Consider the following 25,359-nt stretch of genomic DNA (forward strand, 5'->3'; position numbering starts at 1 on the left):
CATCGGTCTGTTTACTCTTTTACTTTTTTACTTTTTTACCTTTTTACCCTTTTACTTTTAAAAGATTGATTGTCTGTGTTTTTCCCGTGATACCTGTTACCACGGCGATTCCATTGTCACGAATCTCCACCTTCTCATATTTGGCATCAACAATCACTTTTCCTTTCAATGTCATAACGCCCCAATGTCTGGGAATCTCTTCAAAGGCGCAATAGGCACCAACAGGTTGCGCTATACTGCAGTAGAGGGGTGGCACGACAACTTTACCATCTACCTTCACGCCCCATTTCTTTCCTGCTTGATACAATTCTACATGTCCTGCTTCTGACTTCTCATGCAAAAGAAGCATCTCGTTTTCTTCCATTTCCTTCTTTTGCAACATCGCCTCATGATAGTATTTCTTGCCAAGGCGAGGCATCACAAAATTCAAATCTTCATTTTCATTCTTTGGATGATTGCATCCTATATAAGTCTTCTTCAAATTTGAATCCACCAGGTAGTAGTCCTCTTTGCTGTCCATGACAACGATACGTTCACCATACAGGACTGCACATAACCAATACACATGTTCGTAATCATTACGCAGGAAACATACATTCCTGCTTTCTTCATTGCTCATGCGCATCTTCCCTTCATCACCCTCACAATAGTACCATACCTGACAACCGGGAGCAGAAGGTCTGAATCTGAATATCATATAATAGCCATAATTCAGAAAATCATATTGTGAAGGATGATAGGGCAGAGAAAAATCTTCTTGGGTTCGAGACATGAAGATGTCGTTATATTCTATAAACTCCCATCCTTTTATGTTGACAACATGGGGAGTTTCTGCTACGTTAGTGCCATCGTCGATGACAGCTTTTGCCAACAGGTCATAATAGCATTTCGCCTTTCTGCGAGGTCGGTAGAACAGGATGTTGCCATCCAACAGCTTCATGTCATAGTAATCGCCTGGCTCCAAGACCTGTTCTCCTTGTCGGTTCACTACCGTCATCTTTCCATCAGGCAGTTTGATGATGGCAAACTCCCCTTTGCTATCTACGAACTCACGATACTGTAGTGTTTGGAGCAATTCTTCATGGCTCATCACCATCATCATTTCTGAGTCTGGATGAATCTGAATATCGTCTTGCTTCTCGTTCATCAGGAAAAACTCTCTATCCTTCGGAGTCTCCTTTCTCTTGCCAACTTTCAGCTTTCCCTCGAACATAGCATTCCAGTTCCATACTTGCGAAGGCAATCCGAACACCCGATATAGTCCCACATTATCTATAATTACGCAGTTCTTCTTTCCCTTAGCTACTCGCAATCCTCGTCCCACCATCTGCAGATACTTGGCAAGCGACAATGTAGGTCGAGCCAACTGTACAAACTCCACATCCGGGCAGTCAAATCCCTCCGAGAATATGTCCACATTCACCAGCACTTGTATAGGAGCAAGTCCATCAGCAGCCCGCAAGCAAGTAGCACCAAGCCCATCGCCAACTTTATCAGCAGCCCGCAAACAAGTAGCACCCAGGCGGTCCCATCCCGCACAATCTGGCGAGACCTTTGATGGTCCGCCATCCTTAGAGCGTAGCGGTTCCGAGCACCGAGTAGGGCGGTTTCCTCCCTCTCCCCTGAGGGTGAGAGGGTCGGGGTGAGAGGTGGAGCCCTCTTTAAGGGTAAAGAGGGACGGGGTGATTTTAGAAAAATTGACAGGGTGATTCGAAAAAGAAGTATTAGAAGCTTTGAACCTTTCTATAAGTTCTTTTCGTAAAGAACTTGGCGTTTTACTATCAATAGCAACAGCCGCTATGCCGTGTTCTCTGTAGAACTCGGCAATAGCATTAGCATGCCTGATATTGATAGCATACACGATGCCCTTTCTATCTTTACCATATTCCTCCAAGCTCCGATAGAGCCTTTCGATGCTCGGCTTCTTATTCAGCAACATATCCATTTCCTTGTTTTGGTAGTCACCGTCTGCCCCTCGCTTCTGCAAGGAGTCGATGAGCCGTTGCGTCACACCATCTGATTTGATGCTCACAAAATCGTATGTCGCCAATCTTCCCTTGCTGATAAACTCAGGAACACTCCACGACTGCACCAAGACATCAAACAAATCCGTAAATCCCTTACCATTCAATCGGCAAGGTGTAGCCGTCAGTCCCAGGAACTTAGCATTTGGGAATCTCTCCCACATCTCCTTATAGGTCTTGGCAAGCGCATGGTGCGCCTCGTCAATCACAATCATCCCCGGTTCTTCCTCTATCTCGTCATAGTGTTTCGACAACCATTGTATCGACACAGCCTTTATCGGCATCATGTCAGAAGTAGGATTATCAGAAGAGGCAGAAGTTGCACCAAGTCCATCTCCACCCCTCTCACCCAGGCGGTCCCCAAGTTCCTCAGCAGACCGCAAGCAAGTAGCAGCAAGCCCATCAGCAGGCCGCAAGCAAGAAGCAGTAAGGCGGTCCCATCCCGCACAATCTGGCGAGACCTTTGATGGTCCGCCAACCTTAGAGCGAAGCGGTTCCGAGCACCGAGTAGGGCGGTTTCCTCCCTCTCCCCTGAGGGTGAGAGGGTCGGGGTGAGAGGTGGAGCCCTCTTTAATGGTAAAGAGGGACGGGGTGATTTTAGAAGAATTGACAGGGTGGTTCGAAAAATCCTTATAAAGAAGGGATGGGGTTTTAGAAAAGACTCTTTGAATAGTTTCTCGAATCTGAGAAACCAGCTCCCTTCTATGGGCAACAATCCAAACATTGCAATTGGAATGTTCCCTCAAAAACGATTCTACGACCGAAGCGAGTAGAACCGTTTTTCCCGTACCCGTTGGCATTTGTGCCATCACGGACCGATGAAGGCGCAACGCCTTCTCAATCCGTTCCTTCATATCCTCTTGGTAATCAAAAAGCTTAATATTCTTCATATAAAAGCATATAATGAATATAGCGTCCCTGCTATATTCCAAGCAGTGACACCTATCAGTATGTTAAAAAGTAAGATGGTATCTTTTTTTAAATTCAAAAAAAGAAAAGTCAAAAAGACGGGCAGAGCTTCATCAAAAGCCCTGCCAATCTTAAAGTATATAATTAAAAATCTAAATTCTTATCCTTTTGTGTTTTCCAGATATTAGGCAATTGAAGTCAATTTCTTCAAATCATAGTACATCAAACGAGTGTGCAAAGTCTTTGTTATGTCATAGCCTAGATTTTCCGCTTCTTGCTGTTCCGTAGAAAACAAAAACAGGAACTCATTCTTTTGGTAAAAGCCAAGAGGTGCTTCATTATTGTAAGCATCAACAATCAAAAAGCGGCAACCTGTTTTGTTTTCCTCATCTATAAACCATGATTTTATAAAATCAAGAAGTTCCGTACCGATACCATGATTGCGAAACCCTGCATTAATTCCCAAACGTCCAATCAATACACCAGGGTATCTACGCATACGTTTCTCTCTTGGAATGTCTTGCGACAACTTACGTCCCCGATTATTGGGAATGACATCCACTCGAATACTATCATTTGATAGTGTAAACATACAAACGATTGTCTTAGGATCCTCATCCAAAATAAAACAATAAGTCTTTCCTAACAACTCTTTCTTGTAACGCATAGCGTCATTCTGAAAGAAGTCGTCAAGGTCAGCATCTCCACAGGTAAAAGGGTGACAAGATGACAATATCTTATCATCCAATTTCACAAGTTTGCATTTTTCCAATAAGAACCCCATAATCAAAAACCCGCTTTTTCCAAAATGGCACGAGCTTCAGCAACTTTTGCAGAGAAGTCCACACGATTATTATTATTCATAACTTCTTCCGCTCTCTTCACAAAGCGAGCTGCTTCTTCACCTCGTAGAGTCGGTATCACTTTAATATCTATTGCCATAATCTTCTCCTTTTAAACATTTAATTCTGCCGCCAAAGTTACGCTTTTTTCTCGAAAACACCAAGAAAATCAAAAGAAATCTGCAACTTATCATCAAATTGCTACAAAATCAACTGTAAACAATAAACTATTAACTGTAAACTATAAACTGCTATTCCCTACCTCAGCAAGCTATAGTAAGGCGGTCCCATCCCGCATAACATGGCGAAGACCTTTGATGGTCCGCCAACCTTAGAGCGTAGCGGTTCTGAGCACCGGAGGGCGGTTACATCCTTCCCTTTTCGAGAAGGGAAGGCTTGGTTAGGATGTGGAGCTCTCCTTGCAGGAGAGACGGAGAGGTAGAAAAGTCAGCACTGAGGGCGGTTACATCCCTAATCCCTATGGTAGGGATTTAGGGCTTGGGTATAGGGTAAGGACCCTCCCGCAGGGGAGGGACAGGTGGGGCAAATATAGCACTGTAGGGCGATTTCCCTCTTCTTGTATATCACCAATACAGCGTCCCCACTATATTACAAATAGTTACACCTATCAGTTTTTTGAAAAAAATTATATTTGCTCCCCATCGCAGTATCGCTCTGCGCTTGTCGCCACTCGAATGAGAAAAAATGCATTAATTAATATGGTGCACAACTATTAATCCTGACTAAATCTAATTTTTACATTCTTACAACACACAAAATGATTCTGCTTCCTTACAAGTTCTGCGGTAGTATGTAAGTAATCCCTACATGCTTTTAAAATCTTTTTTGAACTCCCTTCAAAAAACTATGCAAATACATTAATAGATAGGGATTTTTGTTAATCTTGATTAAACTTACCCCAAAATCAAGTTGAATATTTGCAACATATAAATATTTGTATTATCTTTGCAGTAGAAAAATAACTCTTGACGTATTGAAAGGCTACGTGTGTCGTAGCTCACTCGTGTAGATACGCAGGAGTTATTTTTTTGCTTTCGAAGTATCACGGACATAATTACATGGTTTGAAGCTCCAATGGCTGTATGGCAAAGTCCATCTTTCCTCAATTTGGCTGATGCCAGTACTTTCCCCAATATTAAATCCTGGATGCAATTCCCGTATCTTGGAATTAATATATTTATAAAGCTTTTCCTTGACAATAGTTCTTTTACCTCTGCGATTGGTAGTACCATCCTTGATTTTATGCTTATTATTGAGACGAAAGCAAATCGATCCCAAGATTAAGTCCATAAATTGCAACATAAGATGTTCTGAAGAAACAATTTCACAAATATCAGACTCACGAATATGTATATTAGCCTTTTGAAATCCCTTATCATAGTTGAGTCCATAGATAAATTTCTTAAACTCCTTCTTATCCTCACCCTTCAAAGGAATATCATCCAACATTATTTTTAAGTACTGAGGTTTGTTCTCAGGATTAGAATATTGGAAACCAAAAGCATGCTTGATAAATTGATAGTATAACAAAGGATAAGCCTTATGTCTTTGTTCTCTTGTTAAATAGGGAGCCGTATACTGGTTATTACGAAAAAAAATTCGTATTTTGATATAACCTTGAGCTAACAATTCAAAGATGAAATCAACCAGAGTCAAATACTTCTCATACCAATATTCATTTACTTTTTGCCATTTGATTTCCTCCGTTATACCAAACTCTTCAACAAAAGTTTTAGACATAGCTAACACATTCTCGTAGTTTTTAGAATCTACGAGAATGCCGCCATAGAAATTGGAGTAATACGCCCCCTCTTTATCACTTTCATCGAACCAAATATAATACATAATCTTTTTTTGCAGCAAATATACGCTTTTTCCTCGAAACCACCAAGAAAATCGAAAGAAATCTGCAACTCATCAACAAATTACCACAAAAATCTGTAAACTATAAACTGTTAACTGTAAATTGCTATTTCCCAGGCGGTCCCATCCCGCACAATATGGCGCAGGGCTTTGATGCCCCGCCAACCTTATAGCGAAGCGGTTCCGAGCACCGGAGGGCGGTTACATCCCTAATCCCTATGGTAGGGATTTAGGGCTTGGGTATAGGGTAAGGACCCTCCCGCAGGGGAGGGACAGGTGGGGCAAATATAGCACTGTAGGGCGGTTACATCCTTCCTTCTGAGGTTTCTGTCCCCTACAAGGGGAACCGAAGGGGGCGTAAAGACTATTGAGAAGGCTTGGTTAGAGGTGGAGCTCTCCTTGCAGGAGAGACGGAGAGGTAGAAAATCCAGCACTGTAGGGCGGTTTTCCTCTTCTTCCCTGAGGGGAGAAGACCGAGATGAGAGGTGGAGCCTTCTTTAATGGTAAAGAAGGACGGGATGATTTTAGAGGGAAAGCACCTCAATATTATTAGAAAAACACCTTTCTTCTAGTATTCAAAAGGACTTTAAAAGTCCTTCAATACCTGATGTTTCGTATCCTTCTCGGAAAGATTAGCGTGTTCCGTAGGAATACGCCAATCAATCCCGAGTGATTCATCCAGGAAAGAGATTCCACCATCAGCCTCTAGGTGACAGATGAACCTTATTCCACCGTCACACTCTTCGCCAGATTTCTCGGCATATCCACATCCAGTCCCTTATCCACTGCCACATAGTAAGCAAGCAGCTGCAGCGGAACCACGCTCAGCAGCGGAACCAGCGCATTCAGGGTTCTTGGAACCTCCAATACATTATCCGCTATCTCCTTCACCTGCTGGTCACCCTCAGTCACCACGGCAAGGATGCGGCCGTTTCTCGACTTCACCTCCTGCATGTTCGAGATAATCTTTTCATACAACTGATGATGCGTAGCAAGGAAAACGATTGGCATATCCTGATCTACCAGAGCGATAGGACCATGCTTCATCTCGGCAGCAGGATAGCCCTCGGCATGGATATAACTGATTTCCTTCAGCTTCAAGGCACCCTCCATCGCCACAGGATAGTTCACACCACGACCCAGATACAGGAAGTTGTGTGCATAAGTAAACATTCGGGAGATATCCTTGATCATCGGAGCCTGCTCCAATACCTTCTTCATTTTCTGCGGAATCTCAGAAAGTTCCTCTATCATCTGATAGTAGTCAGCATTGTTCAGGGTTCCCAACTCATGCCCCAAAGCCAAAGCAAGAAGCGTAAGAACCGTCACCTGCCCGGTGAATGCCTTCGTACTTGCCACACCAATCTCCGGACCCACATGGATATAGATACCCGTATCCGTTTCACGGGCGATGGAAGAACCCACGCCATTCACGATACCGAAAATCAGCGCACCCTTCTCCTTTGCCAGCTTAATCGCAGCCAAGGTATCCGCCGTTTCACCACTCTGACTGATTGCAATAACCACATCCTCCGGCTCAATCACAGGGTCGCCATAGCGGAACTCACTGGCATACGCCACCTCCACTCTCTTGCGGCACATCTTCTCAATCAGCTGCTTACCGATCAGTCCGGCATGCCAACTGGTACCACACGCCACGATGATGATATGCTTCGCCTGAACCAGTCGGTCACGATAATCACGAAGCGCAGAAAGAACGATGCGGTTGTTCTCAGGATGTTCCTTGTCAGCAAAGAGGCGACCACTCATACAATCCTTCAGACAGTTAGGCTGGTCATAAATCTCCTTCAGCATAAAGTGATCAAAACCACCCTTGCTCAGTTTGCTGATGTCCAGATCCACGGTCTTGATATCGTAATGACAGGCAGAATGCTCCAGGTTGATGATATTCAACTCCTCACCTACCCTGACGTCAGCAATCTGACCATCTTCCAGATACACAACCTTATCCGTATGCTCTACGATAGGCGTAGCATCACTGGCGATATAGAAGTTCAGGTTATCCTTACCCACGCCAACTACCAGCGGACTAGACTGGCGTGCTGCCACCAGATGGTTAGGGTTATTCTTCTCGACAACGGCAATGGCATACGCACCGATGGCATCGTTCAAAGCCTGGCAGACGGCAGAAACCAAGTCCTTGCCATTCTGCTGGTAGTAGAAATCAATCAGCTGTACCAGCACCTCAGTATCGGTAGTACTCTTGAATTCATAGCCCTTTTCAACGAGCTGCTCCTTTAGAACCTGATAGTTCTCGATGATGCCATTATGCACCAGAGCCAAGTCACCACTCATGCTCACATGAGGATGCGCATTGGTAGCAGAAGGCTCACCATGGGTAGCCCAACGGGTATGAGCGATACCTACATGACCACTACAATCCTTCTCGGCAGCCATCGCCTCCAGGTTACTCACCTTACCCTTTGTCTTATACACATTCAGCTGATCCTGACCATTAATCAAGGCCACACCAGCACTGTCATATCCACGATACTCCAGTTTCTTCAACCCCTCAATAAGAACAGGATAAGCATCATTCTGTCCTATATATCCAACTATTCCACACATAGTTTACTTTCTTACTAAATTATTTTTTTATTTGTTTCTTCCAATCCAGGAATCTCATGATGAGCAGAATCTGTTCCTCCCACTTATCACTCAATCTCATCGCCTCCTCCTTGCTGTAAGCAGGATGGCTTTTGGTAAATCCACTGAAAATTTCATCAATACATATATTCCCCTCCATTTCATAGAGGGAATTCACAAAATCAAACATCCGCGCCTCATCACTGGGATGAAACGACTCTGGATGTTCAGACAGCCAAAGATTGAATTTACTTTTACTCTCGTTATTCATATATTTTTATTAGATATGACATATTTTTCTTTCAACAGGCAGCTTTATTAAAAATGGGTGAGCAGAAGTTGCAAATATATTTATTTTTATTACTTCTATTTAATGATTATAATTTGCCTGAATTGAATTTTAAAGGGCTACTAGGCTCCATCCCCGAAAAGTAGCTTAATTAAAAAGGGGAGAGAGCCGTTCGCCCATATATCTATTATTTCTTATATTTTATCCTCCAGAAGAAGTGCCAAATGCGAAACAATGGCTCACAGAGGGCTTCTGCAGGAAAATACGTCACGAGTCTCATATCCCTATAAACCCTTTGAAGATTATGACCCAGCTTTGATCTTCCGAAGCGATTCCTTTCATCATGCTTACCGAAGTTCCCGGCTTCCAGCACTTCATTCAGCACAAACTTACCATATTTCTCATTAGGAGGAACGATAAGGCGAGAGGTAGGCATACCGAACACCTCGTGCATAATATACATGATAGCCCCAGCAAACTTCCACAATCCCAACTCCTTCAATTCCTTCTGCAAGGAAGTTAAAATTTCACAGTTAACACTTAACATTAAAACCAAATAGTAGTAATCAAGAAGCTGTCTCAACCCAATCCCCTCGTTCATCAAATGTGTAAAGATATGAGTCAATTGGAAGATGAGGTTGAATTCCACTGTCGGAATCGCAACCTCCTCTTGCTTTACCAATATTACCCGATGCGAGAACTGATCCTCCTTCACCCTATCATAATATTTCTGAAGTTTTCTGTTATGCCAGAAGCACAGCAGGAAGCTAGGCCGATAATGCACTTCCACCTCCACACCCTTATACGATGGGAACTCAATGTGGTGATAGCACGCCTTTTCATGAGGCGAGATAGAGCGGACAAAGGAGATGACCCGTTTATCTCCCCCTTCCATCCAGATATCAATATCACCAGGCGTCCGAGAATAAGGATTCGGATACATCAATGTATTTCCCTGTCCTTTCAGGATACAGGTTCTGAATCCCTTCTTCCGGAACCACTCAGAAACCTGGATGACAGCATCGTTCAACCGAACATTCGCCTTCTCCAGCATCTGACTTTCTGCCATCCATTGAAGCAGTAACTCCTTCTTCATCCCTACATGTTCCGCAGGCAGCTTCTTGATACCATCAAAGAGAATACCTACAAGACATTGCTTCTGGGCAATAGCATACAGTTCCTTCCAATCCGCCTCCTTCAAGGAATCAGGTATTTCCTTGTCAGAACCAATGCAGAATCGCAAGAAATCAAAGAAAAACTTTAGTTGTTTGTCCATAAGTTAAACATAACTATTCCTCATGGATATAAGTCCACATATCCTTACGTGTTTATATCATTCTGTCAGATATAAAATTCATTATTTTGTAATATTTCCTTCAATAGCCTAAAACTATCTTGTCAATCATCTCTAATCCTCTTGCCGATGTATATTTCAAACTTTCATTATAGGCATTGTCTCCCATTTTGCGAGCACTCTCCTCGTCTGCGTATAAAGTGGATACCGCTTTTTGCAAGGAATCCAAACTACCAATTTCGTAGGGTATTCCTGAGGTTTCTGTAAAGTAGTAGTTGATGGAAGAAACATCTGTGTAGACGATGGGCTTATGATAGCGCATGGACTGTATGCAGAGCATCTGCCCCGAGCTTCCAACATCTTCCTTCAATGGTACCACCACAATGGATGCTCCCTCCATGAGTTTGCCAAATTCCTGCGGGCTCACATCACGCTTTAACTCAACATTTGATGGCAAGCTATTTAATCCTTTGTTCAATTTGCTTGCTACAAACAAGAACCTCCGTTTGGGCATTCGTTTTGCCAATTGCAGCATCAAAGAGTAGTCTCTATTCGTATAACCGCCTGTAAAGATATACCCATCATCCAATTTCACATCCGAATGTTGTTCCTTCACATCAGAACAATATGGTACAAATAAGATGTTTATTCTCTCCGACAATCGCCTGTAAAAGTCTATTTCTCCGGGAGTCTGCGCCATCAGTGTCAAGTTGTCATTGTTCATCAAAAATCGCAATACCATCTGTACATACTTGTTCTTACCCAAACTATGAAGGTAGAAATTGTGGAGATAGAGATGATGTTTATTGCCTAACATCTTACCGAAGAGGCGTGCAAAAAGCATGCACGAAACACCCCCTCCATTCGAGTATATCTTTACATTTCTAAACTTCCAGAAATTCAAAGTCATCTTAATAAATCCATAGACTATCCCCCTCACAACATCACTTTTGGATTGGAATTTGGCTTTTGGTTTCCTTTCTAGAAAAAAGCCTTCTGCCGCCACACCCTTCTCGATGGCGTGGTCGGCATAGGCATGCCCGTAAGTTTGATAGCTACAAACCTGAACTATCTTCGTTTTATCTATACCTATATGATTTCCTTTTGCTTTCATATTATTTCAGATACAATCTCACTATTTACTTTCCTCTCATCTTAAAGTATCTATCATATCCTTCAAGCAAAGCCTTGCTGGTATGCTCCCAGCTCAATTCGTTGATGACACGATTTCTACCATATTCACCCATTTGCTTACGCTTCTTAGGATTATCAAGCAATTCTAGAATCTTCTTTGCCATATCTTCAGCATCATTTCTCTTAGCATAAAGTGATGCCTCCTGTGCAGAATATCTACCCTCTGTCAAATCAAACTGAACTAAAGGTTTGCCCAATGCCATATACTCCAACACCTTATTCATGGTACTCTTGTCATTCATAGCATTATATTCATCAGAGTTAACACAAACATCAGCAGTATTCAAATAGTCAAGCAAAGTCTGATCAGGTACACGACCGGTAAATTCTACGATGTCGTCCAAGCCCATGTCATGACTCAGTTTCTTCATGTGCTCTACATCAGGGCCACCACCAACGATACCCCAGAACACATCATTTCTTCCAGGTAACTCCTTGATATATTTAGCTGCCTTCAAAAGATATTCAATACCTTCCTGCTGACCGATTACACCAAGATAGCCAACCATGAACTTCTTGCCACGCTTGATTTCATTCTTTGGTTCCTGAATCTTCAGACGCTCCAACTTTGGACCACTTCTCAATACAAAGACATCCTCAGGTTTCATTCCACCACGCTCTATGGCAATCTTCTTATAACTTTTATTAGTTACAAATGCAAACTTACAGTGCTTATAGGTCTGACGTTCTAACCACAACTGACTCTTATAGAACATTCCCGAAGTCTTACCAAACTTAGCCTCATACAACTCAGGACAGATATCATGATGGTCAAAGATATAATCAACGCCCTTATTCTTAAAGAGTTTAGCAACCATCCAAATATCGTCAGGTGGATTACAACCGTGAATACAGTCGAAACCTACTTCCTTATAACATTTCTTTGCCAAACGATACTCATGCCACAAAGCTGCGCCATACTCACGAGCATATCCTAAAGCACCATTCCCATCCTTTGGCAATTTATGGCGATAAACATGTACACCCTGCAAGAATTCATACTCCTTGTCATAGCCCTTACCTGTAGGACTAATTACAGAAACCGTATAACCGTTTGCTGCCAATGTTGTTGCCTCCTGCCAGACACGAGTGTCAAATGGCACAGGCAAGTTCTCTACGATAATTAATACTTTTCTATCCATATTGTAGTTCTTAATTTATTATCATTTAAAGGATAGCACAATTTGTGCGTTTCCTTCTCCTTTCCATATTCTTCAGAATACCAACATTTCTCTATTGTTGGCTCTATATTTGTCTCTATACAAACAGTAATGGCTCCTCGTTGGATGACGGCTTTTCCATTTTCAACTTTCACTTGACAAGCAGGATGCAACACCAAAGTAGCATAACTATCACCTGTTGCCGCCATATCATCCTCAATAACCAATTTGTCTGCCTTATTAAAGCAGAAAGAGCGACTATGCTTATTACCATTCTGCCAAACGCATTCGACAAGAAGGAAATCCTGATTTTCCGTCAAATCAGACTTCAAAAGTTTAGTATCAGCCTTCTTTCCCCAAAGGAAAGCTCCCATCATCTGACTTTGTTCCTGGTCCTTAGTCCAAACGGTATTATGATTACATGAACGTCGGTATTCATCTCTTTTCTGAATATTGCAATGATAGATATATGTTCCAGGATCTCCCAAGATACAATTGCCATCTACATAAAGTTGAAAACTCAATGCATCTGCATGTCCATGGGCAGCAATACTTCCAAAACCTAAGGGTGCATGATCTATACCTATTACAATCTTACCATTCTTGCTTCTCAGGAAAGTATAACCACCTTCCTCAAAAGTCCTGCTTTGTGAAGGCTTCCATAAAGGCAATTGCTTTAAGGTTTCGATTTCCGTCTCAGAATAGAGCCAAGATATTGTCTCGGACAAATGTTCAAAGCTTTCATATTTTTTCCCCAACACCAAGGAGCAAAGTTGAAGAAGATAACGATAATGGCAGATTTCTTCACCTTCCAAATCTATAATCTTACCCTCATCATTATCACCAAATTCGCAAGCCTTAGTCTCATTCACCTTAGAACAAGCAACAAACTCACATTGTTTTTCCATCAATCTCTTCCAAGCCTCAGGAATCTTCATACCATAACATTTCATCAGATGCATCACCAAAGCGTATGCCTCCATCCCGAAGGTTTGATAATGCAAAGCCATCTCCATATTCACACCATCCTTATAATTCTGCTTCATCAATTCTTCATCGAGGATGCGGATGGCAAGCTGTGTCCACGCCTCATTGCCAAAAGCAAAACCGGCATAGGCGATGGCTGTAGCTTCAACCAGCAAATGATTATTGGCAGAAGAGTATCTGGAATAATGCAGTGCGATATAAGAAGCCATATTCTTGATGCCATTCTCCATATCCATGAGCAAGGCACCATTAGCCGTATATCCTTTCTTGCGAAGAAAAGCCAAAGCTACAGTCCATTGGATACAACGTATGGCAACCTCCATCACACTAGTCCAAGAAATACCATGGAGAAAAGGATTTTTTTTGTTCCAATCCAAGAACAACCTTTCTAGCTCTTTTGCATATTTTTCCTCTCCTGTAGCATAGTAAGCCTTAGCTAACAAGGCAAACTGGAAGTGTCTATTCAATTCCCAATTCGTTCTTGCATCACCTATTTCGTCTTTTTGTTTATAGCTTAAGGAATAGCTGAAATCCGTCCCCCATTCTTTATCTGTCTGGAATCCTGCACTCCATCTTTCCTTATATATATGATAATCATACCCACCAAGGATATGTATGACTGTATTCAGATGGAAAGCAATATTCCTGAAATTCAGACCAACATGATCGGAATCAAATTTCAGAGATTGTAGCCGACTATCGAAAAGGTAAGTCGTTACGGCTACATCACGCTTACCAAAAAGCTTCTTTTCCTGCCTTTGCAGATGTTTTTGTTGAAGTCTCCAACCGACTTCCGGCAAATTCATTGCCCGAAGTCGATTGAAGTACCATTGTAATTTACTCATCAATGATTATTAATCATTAATTACTAATTCATTTTCACTAATTAGAACTCTGTCTGTTTGAAGTTCATCTTGTGCTCTTCATTCTGAGCTTCATGATTCTGGTTGATGTCTCCCCAGGAAATACCCTCATACTTGCCATTATAGTCAACCTCTTTCCACTGGCGAACCAAGTCAATGACAATCTTGTTAGGATAATTCTTCAAAACATCCACGAATTCCTTTTCCTTATTAGTTACCACAAGCACGTCGCTGTTCTTGCATACATCATCCAAGTCGGCAGTAACGAAATGCTGCAAGTGTGGAATCTTAGCCATGATAAAGTCCTTGTTGGTACCCGTCAACTCAGAAATCTTCACGTTACGGTCGTAAATTTTGATTGCAAAGCCCTTACCCAACAAACTTTCAACAACATCAACGATAGGAGAACAACGCAAGTCATCGGTACCAGCCTTGAAACTCAAGCCCAAGATACCAACCTTACGCTGACCTTGATTCATGATAAGTTGAACTGCACGTTTCTTCTGATTTTCATTACTTTGGAAGATACTCTCAATAACAGGAACATCCACATAGTTGTCATGTGCCAAGGTCTTCAAAGCCTTCATATCCTTAGGCAAGCAAGAGCCACCATAAGCGAAACCTGGCTTGAAATAGTAAGGAGAAATATTCAACTGCTTATCCTTGCAGAAGATTTCCATAACTTTATGAGAATCAACACCTACAGATTTACAGATGTTACCAACCTCATTACCGAAGACAATCTTCAACGCATGATAAGTATTGTTGACATACTTCATCATTTCAGCCACCTTGATATCAGTGCAAATAAACTCTGCATTGATATGCTCATACATCTCACGGAATACCTTTTCTGCATACTCAGAATCAGTACCAATCAATGTCAATGGTGGATTGAAGTAATCCTCAACAGATGTACCTTCACGAAGGAACTCTGGGTTGCTGACAACATTGAAATCTACGCCACGCTTCAAGCCACTTTCCTGCTCAATAATCTCACCTACCTTCTTGTTGGTACCTGGAAGAACAGTTGAACGGATTGCAACGAGATGCATGTTTGCAGGCTTTTTATCACCAGCAAATTTCTCTTTCAATGCACGACCGATACGTCCTGCCACAGTGTAGATATAATTAAGGTTCAAATGACCTTCAGGACTGGAAGGAGTACCTACAACGATGAAAGATACTTCGGTTTCCATAATTGCCTCTGCAGCAACTGTAGTTGCAGACATCAGCCCCTTTTTGTGAGCTTCCTCACAAAGTTCAGCGATGCCTTCCTCAATGATAGTAGGCTTGCCCTCATTCATCAGGCGCACCTTATTTTCATTTACATCAACACCGATCACTTTGTGACCCAACTTTGCCAAACATGCCGCACCTACGCAACCTACGTAGCCGAGGCCAAAAATACTAATGTTCATAATTCTAAAAAATGTATTTATGAATTTATTTTCTTTAATTATACTTTTTGATAAAACGGGCTGGTACGCCAGCCCAAATTTCATTTGAAGGAATATCCTTAGTTACTATACTTCCTGCTCCTACAATAACATTATCTCCTATTGTTACAGACTTTGTTATAATAGTATTTGCACCTAAAAACACATTATTACCTATTTTAATTTTACCATATTCATAATCATGATATTTTCCTCTAGGCACAACATAATGTGTTAATAAAATACAGCGCATTGTTATAGCACAATAATCACCAATTTCTATATTCTCGGGATGCTCACTATCAAAAATTACTTGCTGTCCAACAAAAGACTTACCGCATTTCACCCCCCCAATCTGACCAATTTTAGTCGTACCGAATTAGGAAGAAAATTAGACATTGACATTCTCAAAGCCAAAGCTCTTATTGTTTTTTTTAATCTCATTTTAAACATTACAAAAGTGAATCATAAAGTGTTTCTAATTGTTTTTCAACATATTCAGGTAAATGCTCGCCAACTCTAGACAAGGAGACACTCCCCATACGATTACGTAAGTCTGAATCATTTAATAAAGATATAATAGCCTTATATATATCTTCCTTATTACCTGGTTCGACCAAATAACCATTTTCTCCATTAGAAACTATCTCAGGAATACCACCTACTGGTGTCGAAATAATTGGCATCCCATAACTCATTGCTTCAAGAATGGATATAGGCAATCCTTCTTTATAAGATGGTAAAATATAAGCATCCGACTTATTCAGGAGTTCTATCTTCTTATCACCAGAAACCCAACCTTCAAATATTGTAATATCTGCAATACCATATTCCTTTATAAGTTGTTTTACATGTTCAATTTCACCATTACCACCTATATATAATTTTAATTTTCCTTGAAATTCGACCTTATGGTCCCTAATACATTCCAATAAATCATAAATACCCTTATTCTTTCCTAACAAGCCTAGAAACAAAAGTGTAAAATAACCAGTTTGTTGTTTATGAACTCTAGGAGCAGATATTACATTCTTTATAATTTCGACTCTTTTAGTAGGAAACTCATTCTTGAAATATTCCTTCCAATACTCGGACAAAGCTATAATAACATCACTTTTATTAACTACTTTCCTTACTGCATATCTATGCTGTTGATAAAAAACAGCAAATCTACCTGCATGCATATGCCAAACTACCTTTTTATGAAAGAATTTAGCAATATAAATAAAGATTGCTTTTCTCCAAAAACTTGCCCCAACCGAACCTTGTACATGTACTATTTTTATTTCAGGATGGAATAACATCCAATACAGAAATTGCATAATAGCCTTACACAATACAAGTAATTTCTTAACCTGCCCATTAGTAACAGTTGTAGTTACATGATTAAAAGGCTGATAAAAAGTGCTATATACATTCTCAACCGCAGCAACACCACCACGTACCACACGATAATCTATACCTATGGTTAATATATTCTTTGTTTCCATTTATCGTTGATTATATAGATATATAAAAAATAAACACATTAGCATATACAGAACTTTTGCCACCTGTTTTTTAGGGAAAACTATATCGAAATTTAAGAATACGGCAAAAACTAATAGAAAAGGTACAAAAAATGGTATATGATAACGGAGGTCCAAACCCGTTCCAGTTAATGCAAGCATAACAACACCTAAGACAACACTAGATGCTATTGAGTAAAACTCAATTTTCATATTCTTTATAACCCAAAATATAGTAGCCCAAACAGGTAAATTCAGGAGCATCTTCAATAAAGAAGAATAACTAAAAAATAAGGTGTCTTTAAAATAAGTGTAATTAGGGAAAGGACCAACTATACTCGCAGCTATATCTCCCATTTTTTTACCATATGAGTTATTTCCAGCACTATTATATCTTGACTCTGCTATGTTATAAATTTCATCCATAGATTTTCCCAGTACTTTCTCTGCTATAATATTTATCATTATTGGACCTAAAAATGCAGCACCAAGCAAAATAAATGTATATAATTTCTTATTTCTTTCTTTGACATAAGTTCCAAGAATAAAGGAAACAACTATAATGAAAGTTACAGCAGTTCTAAAGAAAATCGTAAAGCCACCGAATAATCCAAACCAAAACAAATCCGTCATTTTTCTTGTTCGTTGATACTTTACCATATAATAGAAAGCACCAGCTATGAAGAACATGAATAAATCTTCTTTTCTTCCTGTAGCTGAAATATCAACAAAAAACGTAAATGTCGAAAAGAGCGTTGCTATTATTCTTGAATTTGTATCATCACTTCTATTTTTATTATAGAGTTCGCAAGTTTTATATAAGAACTTGGCAGAAAAAGCTATCAAGAAAGCGTTGAATATGATTACAAGCCATAAGGCTATGTCTTGCGACATCACTTTATGAATGAAAAACAGATAGAAAGTATAACCAAAATCATCAATATTTCCCCAATAATTATTCTCTAAGAAATATTTATATTCTCCTATTGTTTTATAATTTTCAAGTAACGCATACCGAAAATAATTTATAGCATCGTTGTTCGGATCATTACCAAAGATAGACACTTTATCATAGCTAATGAAAACTAATCGAAGGCATACAGACAGAACCAACTGAAATAAAAATGTCAATAACAATATGTTCTTTCCTTTATTTTTCAACATAAAAGAAGCATATCCAAATGAACTTAATGCTATCACTATTTGCATCACAATGGCATAAGTATCTATTTCTTCTTTATATCCTATGCACATGAAAAGCAAATAAAATAGCAAAAATATAACAAATGCCTTTTTAAAATACATCATATCATTTTTCTCTAAGAAAAGAATTTCTTGTTTTACATATTCTCGAAATATTTTGAAAGTTGTTCTGAATATTTGTGAGGATTAAAAAACTTATCCATCACGTTTCTGTATTCTTTTTCTAAATCATCAGGAGCTATGACATCATGCAAAGCCTTGTCGATAACAATATCCTTATCTGTATCTCCAAAACAATATAAATGTTCATATTCCTTAGCAATGTCAGCATAAGCCTTTATTGTATCAGTAAAAATTGGAACGACTCCATTTCCCAAATAATTTGCTAGCTTAGTAGGAGTTGCCACTTGATTAATCATGTTATTATCACGTATCAAAAAACCAAACTTGCATTTAGCCAACACATCATCTACTTCAGATTGAGGGACAGATTCTACAGAGAAGTTTTTTATGTCATATGTCTTAATGATTTTCTTAGCTTTTTCTAAATCAAAAGTATAGATTTTTAAGAATGTATTAGGGTACTTTTCCTCTATTTCTTTATAAGTGTCCAATATCAAATTAAAGCCTTGATAAGCCTGAATTCCTCCTGCATAACAAAAGACATTATGCTCATACTTATCCGAAATATAAAAATTATCTCTATTAAACTCACTATTAAAGCATGGCATTACAAAAGCGTGCTTCAAATTCAAGTGATATTTCTTTTCATAAAATTCTACTTGATATTTTGAGACACAGATAGGAAACTTAACTTTCTTAAGAGAAAATTTCTCTGCCAAAGAGAACGCTAATCGACGTAATTTTGATCCTGTTCTCAAAAAATCCTCTTCTGGTACTATACCTTGATACCAATAAATAATATTTCTAAATCCCTTGAAAAAGAGATATACAAATGTATCAAACGAGGTAATCAAGAAATAAGTATCTTTAGGTAATTTATTTACCTCTGGAGAATTGTGAGATTCTATTTCACAAACTTTATTACCATTAAGTTTTAAACCATTAAGTATTATATTGTAATAATAGCCCGTTACTATACGGACATCCTTCTTAAAATAATATATTGTCTGCATATTTATTACACTTTATTGACTAATTCTTTATATGTTAAAGATGTATATAACTTGGAAAACAAGCGAAAACACTGCTGTACACTAGGAGAATAATCTTTCGGATGGTCTATCAATGTTATTATCTTATGACCACAAAGAATTGTGCTCATAAGAGCTGTAAAAGGAGAGATACGCGACATAGAGACCATTGACCAAGGATTTTTTTCCATAGGTGGTAAGTCATCTCTTTGATGAGTTCCATCCGTAACAGGAGTGGCTTTTTTTGTACAAATTCTATAAGTTTTATCTACCACCTTTAGCCAAAGAGAACGCTTGTAGGTACTAATTGGTACTTCAAGAAACTCACCATTCTCTTTGCTTATAAGAACATCATCATCAAAACGATAAGTATCTACCTCTTTCAAGAATTCCTTTCTGAAATCATAAAAAGAAGACTTACTTTTATAATAAGCTCCATAAGCGACCGAAGAGTCTATCTTTAAGCCTACAGCCTGATAAGCCTTCTTTAATTTATCAAATGGCTGTACAGCCCATCCGCCTGCTCTAAATGCACAAATATCATAATGAGGATCTACAAATCTTGCAATTTCTGTCAATTTGTCCATCCCTTCTACAAACATTTGCATGATTTCTTCTTGCGAAAAAGAATTCAAACAATAATGACTATAGTCAGAAAAATCCCAAGTTCCATCGTTATTATACTTAGCATTCACCCAATGTGGATGAATATGTAATTCAATGCGATGTCCTCTTCTCACGATATCCTGTAATTGAGAGACAATCAGATTATAATCAGAAATTGTACGCTGAGTAGATTGTAACTTCAGATATTTCAACATCTGCCAATCTACAAAGAAATTTCCTTTCAACCCATATTTATCCATCCCATCAAGGAGTAAATTAGTTGGCTCTATCAAACTCTTACGAACTGTTCCTGACTTATAACCAAAGAACAGTTCGTAATCGAAAGAAAGTATTATTTTTTTTCTAGGCATTTCTTAGAGCATTAACAATTCTTCCACAAGCTTTACCATCTCCATAAGGATTAACTGCCTTACTCATTTTTTCATAAGCTGTATCATCCTCAAGTAGTGTACTTACTTCATTAAAGATCTTATCATAGTCTGTACCAACAAGATGAACAGTACCAGACTCTAGCGCTTCTGGACGTTCTGTGGTATCACGCATAACAAGAACTGGCTTGCCTAAACCAGGAGCCTCTTCCTGAATACCACCAGAGTCTGTAAGAACAATGGTTGACTTCTCCATCAAATAGACGAATTCGAGATATTGCAAAGGTTCAATGAAGAAAAAGTTTGGACGGGTTAAATCCTCGCCAAACACTTCATGGATAGGCTTACGAACATTTGGATTCAAATGCATTGGATAAACAAAATCAACATCTGGGTATTTCTCTGAAAGATCCTTCATGGCTGTTACCATACGAATGAAACCTTCACCAAAGTTTTCACGACGATGACCAGTAATAAGAACAAGTTTCTTACCATCCTTCAGTCGCATTACGTCATACCCTGCCTTAGCAAGAATTTCTTCCTGTTCTTTAGCAAGAGCTATGTCGTTCTTCAGTTTTTCAACTACCATATGAAGGGCGTCTATTACAGTATTACCAGTAACAACGATTTTACCATGAACTTTCTCTTCCAAAAGGTTCTTCTCAGAGAGAGGAGTTGGAGAGAAATTATATGTTGCAATACGCCCTGTAATCTGTCTATTCATCTCCTCTGGCCATGGTGAATAAATATTATGTGTACGGAGACCAGCCTCTACGTGACCAACTGGAATCTGAGCATAAAATGCAGCCAAAGCTCCAGCAGTGGATGTTGTTGTATCACCATGAACGAGTACAACATCAGGACGGCACTCTTTAAAAACATCACGAAGTCCAGTAAGAACTCGCGCAGTAACATCTGTCAAATCCTGACCTTGCTTCATAATATTGAGGTCATAATCTGGCTTTACATCGAAAATAGTCAACACTTGATCTAACATTTCTCTATGCTGACCAGTAACACAAACTATAGTTTCGAAATTCTTTGTATCCTTTTGGAATTCCTTAACCAATGGACACATTTTAATGGCCTCAGGACGAGTACCAAAAACCAACATAACTTTTTTCATAAAAACTTTTTATTTTTGAAATATTCTTTCATAATAGCATAAACTTCTTTTAAAGATTCATTTATGAGATATAAATGTCAATTCTATATAAAAAGAAGCAAAAGTGAACCCACCCAACAATTACTCAGCATACAAATTATTCAGACAGTAAACAGGTATTAGGGCTGTTAAAGTACTGAGCCCACTTTAAAAAGGGGCTCAGTAAGATAAGATAATTTCCTTTTTTTCTAAACATTGTTTATCTATAATCTAGTTGAAGTCACAACCTATTTACTATATCTTAATGAAGTTTCCAGGAAGCAATAAGATTTGTCTCTCAAGGAGTTTACCCTCTCTTGTACATTATCCCAATTGATGGGTCTACCTGCAACCACCAAAGCTTCATCCTTGTTAAATACCAAACGATCAGCCAACCCTAACCCTTTTAATAAAGATTCAAAGCGAGACAAGCCGCGCTTTTTATTACCAATAACAACAAAATCTCGCTGGAATATAATGCTAAACACCATTGCGTGAAAAGAATCTACCACCATAAACTTGCCAGCAATAAAGCCTGCCAACCACTTTTCAACAGAAGGCGCTATTCTATCTTTTACAGATGCATTCGCATCTTCTGTTTTTGTATTGATATAGTTTACAGCTAAATGCATTTGCGATGCTATCAGATTGGCAATTGCTTCTTTTTCATCTGTTCTATCAAGAAAATAGCATTGACAAAATGATTCTCTCTCGGGAATTACCTTTATTAAGTCATAATAGAATTGTTGAGTATGCAATAATGTTGGATCCAAGACATGCATAGCGTCAACATTCAGATATTTTTCGCATAGCGAAACTCCACTATCCTCTCTAACAGACAAAGCAGAAAATCTACTGGCAAGAGATTTACATCTTTCTGTTTGACCTTCAGAATATTCCCATTCATCTGTTCCAAATGATGGAGCATAAGCTACTTTAAGAATATCATACGATTCTGCGAAATCAAGCCAATAATCCATCACATTAGGAACGTATTTTGGACGCCAAGTCTGATCAGAGCCAACCACAATTGCTTGAAAATGCCCTGCCGCCATTACCTTTTGTAACTCTAAAGAGGAATGTACAGATATAATATCTTTTCTAAATCTGTCAATAAAGTGCTGCTGCTCTGCCATGATTATCATTGGAAATTGATTACGATAAAATATATCGCCTTTATATCCAAAGAGAAGTTTCTTAATTAACCTTTTCAATATAGTTATACCACATTGAAAAAAAGGCATTCGTTCTGGTTGCCTATCCAAAACAGTTACTTCACAACCCAATTCTTTCAATTTGGAATATAAAGCATATGTCTGTAATAGGCATCCATGACTATAATGTATAGGAAAAACTAATAATGCTACTTTCATGTTATGAAATACCATAAAGACTTAAATTTATTATTTCAACATCTATATTACTTTTTTTATCGTCCCATAAAACCACAGCAAGTTCACCATTTTCATTAGAGTATTGAGTATCATGTATTACCATCAGAGAATTGCCATCTATAGAAAAACCATAAAAGCCATCCAAACATATTAATGACATTTCATAGACTCTTCCTATCTCTAAATTAAATGGAATTTGAGAAATCGGACTTGAAAAAAAACCGTTTGTTACAATCTCAGAAACTAACGTAGTGCCATCCACTATTCGAAATCTTAATCTCTCAAATAGTGATTTATGTCTAAACGCCAACTGAAATTCCTTAAAAATAGAATTAAACTTGACATGTATATCAAGACGAACATTAGAGAATTTATGGTTGAATGTTGTAAGATATATCCAATCATTGAAGATTCCACTGCTTATCAGTTTTATATGTTTATCAGAAGTTATCTGTACCTTTTTTGTTTCTTGCAATATGGAATTAAATTCTCGTTTTTCACCAGAATACAACCCTATTGAATGCAATAACATAAAAATTTTCAGATATACAACTTGATTCCAAGTTTCATCTTTATAATCTAAAATCGGAACAAAATTCGTAATATCATATAATTTATGCCACAAAGTTATATCATTATTATATAATGAAAACGGCTCAACAGACACATACCTTTGTTTCAGTTTATTTTCTATTCTCTTTTGACGAATGCGCCTATTCATACTAACTAGTATGTCTATAAAACGAGATAAATTATTTTTCATATTTTCAGAATATTTACTTGGTTCATAATTTTAAGCCACCAGAACTAATTGCTATTAGACATCTATTATAATGACTACTTCAAACACTTAATGTCTAGATTTAACTCACATTATATTCACAAAATTCTTCATTTTGCATAGGATATATTTGAAAACAATCCTCACATCCACAATATAGTCATTTGTTTTATATCAATCATTTTATAAATTTATTTACGAAAGTTTTAGCCTTATCAAGCATAAATTTACGTTCTTCTACATCTAGTCCAAAGAGATAGCATGAAAACAACGTGGTTATAAACATCAGAATAATCTGGAATATTCTCACATAAGCATCAGTATGCATCAGTGCGATTATTAATCCGAAGACAATTGACATCACAAGAACTTTTACTATAGGATAGCATACCTTTATGCTATATTCGCATAAGGACAAAGATATCATAGGTCTTACTACTATAAGCCTAACAATACAAGACAAAAGTATTATTAAAAAATTAACTATATAAACAGAACTTGCTTCACATCCAAGCTTTAACGCAACATAGGATACCGGTAAAATCAGTAACAAAATACCACCAACCAAACTTTGATACTTTTTGACTCGACCTGTTGCAGCTGCAGCAATAGCGATTGGCTGTGCCGTGGAGTTTACAAGAATCGTACAAAGCATAATCTTCACAAAAGAAGAGGTATATTCAGGCACATTACTAAGCCATAACTTTAGTACATAATCTGCAGAAAAGAAAAGCGGCAATGCAAATATCAACACCAAATAAAATGAAAATTTTGATGTTCTAAATAACAACGAATGCATCTCGCTGATATTGCCCGTAGCATATTTTTTTGTAATTTGCGGATTTACTGCCATTTGGAAATTTGTGGAGAACTGATTTAAAGCAGCTTCAACCTGAGTACAAATTGCACGCGCTGCATTCACTGTCGGTCCAAAGAATACATTTAATAATAGGTTCAACCCCTGGCTATAAAAAGTACCTGCAAGACCACCAAAGAGATTCCATCCCGCAAAAGAGCCTATTTCTTTGAACAGTTCCTTATTCCAATATAAACTTAATTTTGATTCCTTAAAATGCCTTATACAATACTTTGAATATATACACCTTATAACAAACTGTACAAGTGCCATTAATATAGCAAAGACAATAAGTTTATCATATTCAAATACCAATAACAGATAAACAATAGCCAAACGTAAGGAGACTTCAATAGTTGAAATATATGCAAAAGCTTTCATGCGCTCATGCGCTATAATCACAGCATTATATGGAACGCTCATTATTTGAAGTACCATAACTACTATAGATAACTGAAAAACCCAATGAGCAGCTACTATACGATCATTTGGTATTATCATTTTTTCATGCATAAACCAGATTCCTATCGTTTCAGAAATTGCAACTATTATTAAAGAGGCAAGTAATAATATCTGGCTACTAACCACAAAAACACGCTGCAATTTTACATAATCACCAATTCCCAAATAATAAGTAAGATAACGCTGAATGGATGTATTTAATGCACCTTGAAGAAATGAAAGCATCATAACAACACCACCAACGACATTATATATACCGAAATCAACAACGCCTAAAACCTGAAGCAATGCTCTAGATGTATATAATGATACGATCATCATCAGTATCATTCTTATATATAACATCAGCGTATTCTTTACAATTCTTTTA

At 38.4% G+C, this 25,359-nt stretch carries 20 protein-coding genes and 1 pseudogene; all 21 read right to left on the reverse strand.

The features are described from left to right. Window positions 1–43: 43 nt before the first annotated feature. The 21 genes and pseudogenes from KUA48_RS06380 to KUA48_RS06480 all read right to left on the reverse strand — a co-directional run bounded on the left by KUA48_RS06380 (window position 44) and on the right by KUA48_RS06480 (window position 25,310). Window positions 44–2,914, reverse strand: coding sequence for a DEAD/DEAH box helicase family protein (locus KUA48_RS06380; protein ID WP_218431966.1), 2,871 nt, complete (start codon window positions 2,912–2,914; stop codon window positions 44–46). Window positions 2,915–3,117: 203 nt separating this feature from the next. Next, window positions 3,118–3,717, reverse strand: coding sequence for an N-acetyltransferase (locus tag KUA48_RS06385; RefSeq protein WP_218431969.1), 600 nt, complete (start codon window positions 3,715–3,717; stop codon window positions 3,118–3,120). Between the two features lie 2 nt (window positions 3,718–3,719). Further along, window positions 3,720–3,875: a hypothetical protein gene (locus KUA48_RS06390; protein WP_006849444.1), complete on the reverse strand. Its 156-nt coding sequence runs from the start codon at window positions 3,873–3,875 to the stop codon at window positions 3,720–3,722. A gap of 941 nt (window positions 3,876–4,816) precedes the next feature. Beyond that, the gene (locus KUA48_RS06395) at window positions 4,817–5,641 is read right to left on the reverse strand and encodes a DUF3800 domain-containing protein (RefSeq protein WP_218431970.1); all 825 of its coding nucleotides are present in this window, start codon (window positions 5,639–5,641) and stop codon (window positions 4,817–4,819) included. A gap of 604 nt (window positions 5,642–6,245) precedes the next feature. Next, a pseudogene (locus tag KUA48_RS06400) lies at window positions 6,246–6,371 on the reverse strand (dTDP-4-dehydrorhamnose 3,5-epimerase); the annotation flags it as partial. Between the two features lie 11 nt (window positions 6,372–6,382). Then, window positions 6,383–8,248 (reverse strand): glutamine--fructose-6-phosphate transaminase (isomerizing), encoded by a 1,866-nt coding sequence (gene glmS, locus KUA48_RS06405; RefSeq protein ID WP_218431972.1) that lies wholly within the window; start codon window positions 8,246–8,248, stop codon window positions 6,383–6,385. Window positions 8,249–8,267: 19 nt separating this feature from the next. After that, entirely contained in the window at window positions 8,268–8,537 is a 270-nt protein-coding gene (locus KUA48_RS06410; RefSeq protein ID WP_119238398.1) for a hypothetical protein, read from the reverse strand. Window positions 8,538–8,742: 205 nt separating this feature from the next. After that, window positions 8,743–9,831 (reverse strand): nucleotidyltransferase family protein, encoded by a 1,089-nt coding sequence (locus KUA48_RS06415; RefSeq protein WP_218431974.1) that lies wholly within the window; start codon window positions 9,829–9,831, stop codon window positions 8,743–8,745. Window positions 9,832–9,931: 100 nt separating this feature from the next. Continuing rightward, window positions 9,932–10,963, reverse strand: a complete 1,032-nt coding sequence (locus KUA48_RS06420; protein WP_218431976.1) for a glycosyltransferase — start codon at window positions 10,961–10,963, stop codon at window positions 9,932–9,934. Window positions 10,964–10,988: 25 nt separating this feature from the next. Then, window positions 10,989–12,185 (reverse strand): glycosyltransferase family 4 protein, encoded by a 1,197-nt coding sequence (locus tag KUA48_RS06425; RefSeq protein WP_218431978.1) that lies wholly within the window; start codon window positions 12,183–12,185, stop codon window positions 10,989–10,991. Then, the gene (locus KUA48_RS06430; RefSeq protein WP_218431980.1) at window positions 12,167–14,035 is read right to left on the reverse strand and encodes an alginate lyase family protein; all 1,869 of its coding nucleotides are present in this window, start codon (window positions 14,033–14,035) and stop codon (window positions 12,167–12,169) included. The genes KUA48_RS06425 and KUA48_RS06430 overlap by 19 nt, the downstream gene beginning before the upstream one ends. A gap of 41 nt (window positions 14,036–14,076) precedes the next feature. After that, window positions 14,077–15,474 carry a nucleotide sugar dehydrogenase gene (locus KUA48_RS06435; RefSeq protein WP_218431982.1) on the reverse strand — a complete coding sequence of 466 codons (1,398 nt, stop codon included), beginning with the start codon at window positions 15,472–15,474 and terminating at the stop codon, window positions 14,077–14,079. A 34-nt stretch (window positions 15,475–15,508) separates the two neighbouring features. After that, complete coding sequence (locus KUA48_RS06440) at window positions 15,509–15,838, reverse strand: DapH/DapD/GlmU-related protein (RefSeq protein WP_264898623.1); 330 nt, start codon at window positions 15,836–15,838, stop codon at window positions 15,509–15,511. A 106-nt stretch (window positions 15,839–15,944) separates the two neighbouring features. Further along, the gene (locus KUA48_RS06445; RefSeq protein WP_218431983.1) at window positions 15,945–16,982 is read right to left on the reverse strand and encodes a glycosyltransferase family 4 protein; all 1,038 of its coding nucleotides are present in this window, start codon (window positions 16,980–16,982) and stop codon (window positions 15,945–15,947) included. Beyond that, complete coding sequence (locus KUA48_RS06450) at window positions 16,983–18,308, reverse strand: hypothetical protein (RefSeq protein WP_218431984.1); 1,326 nt, start codon at window positions 18,306–18,308, stop codon at window positions 16,983–16,985. Between the two features lie 32 nt (window positions 18,309–18,340). Next, a complete protein-coding gene (locus tag KUA48_RS06455) occupies window positions 18,341–19,339 on the reverse strand; it encodes a hypothetical protein (protein ID WP_218431986.1) in 999 nt (332 codons plus the stop codon). Window positions 19,340–19,344: 5 nt separating this feature from the next. Continuing rightward, window positions 19,345–20,334, reverse strand: a complete 990-nt coding sequence (locus tag KUA48_RS06460) for a hypothetical protein (protein ID WP_218431988.1) — start codon at window positions 20,332–20,334, stop codon at window positions 19,345–19,347. Next, window positions 20,327–21,478, reverse strand: coding sequence for a non-hydrolyzing UDP-N-acetylglucosamine 2-epimerase (gene wecB, locus KUA48_RS06465; protein WP_119238606.1), 1,152 nt, complete (start codon window positions 21,476–21,478; stop codon window positions 20,327–20,329). Before wecB ends, KUA48_RS06460 begins: the two co-directional genes overlap by 8 nt. 266 nt (window positions 21,479–21,744) lie before the next feature. Continuing rightward, window positions 21,745–22,869: a polysaccharide pyruvyl transferase family protein gene (locus KUA48_RS06470; protein ID WP_218431989.1), complete on the reverse strand. Its 1,125-nt coding sequence runs from the start codon at window positions 22,867–22,869 to the stop codon at window positions 21,745–21,747. 1 nt (window position 22,870) lies between these two features. Then, window positions 22,871–23,653, reverse strand: a complete 783-nt coding sequence (locus tag KUA48_RS06475; RefSeq protein WP_218431995.1) for a hypothetical protein — start codon at window positions 23,651–23,653, stop codon at window positions 22,871–22,873. Between the two features lie 196 nt (window positions 23,654–23,849). After that, window positions 23,850–25,310, reverse strand: a complete 1,461-nt coding sequence (locus KUA48_RS06480; RefSeq protein WP_334649270.1) for a lipopolysaccharide biosynthesis protein — start codon at window positions 25,308–25,310, stop codon at window positions 23,850–23,852. Window positions 25,311–25,359 lie beyond the last annotated feature (49 nt).

Source organism: Segatella copri (genome assembly GCF_019249795.2).
Taxonomy (GTDB): domain Bacteria; phylum Bacteroidota; class Bacteroidia; order Bacteroidales; family Bacteroidaceae; genus Prevotella; species Prevotella copri_B.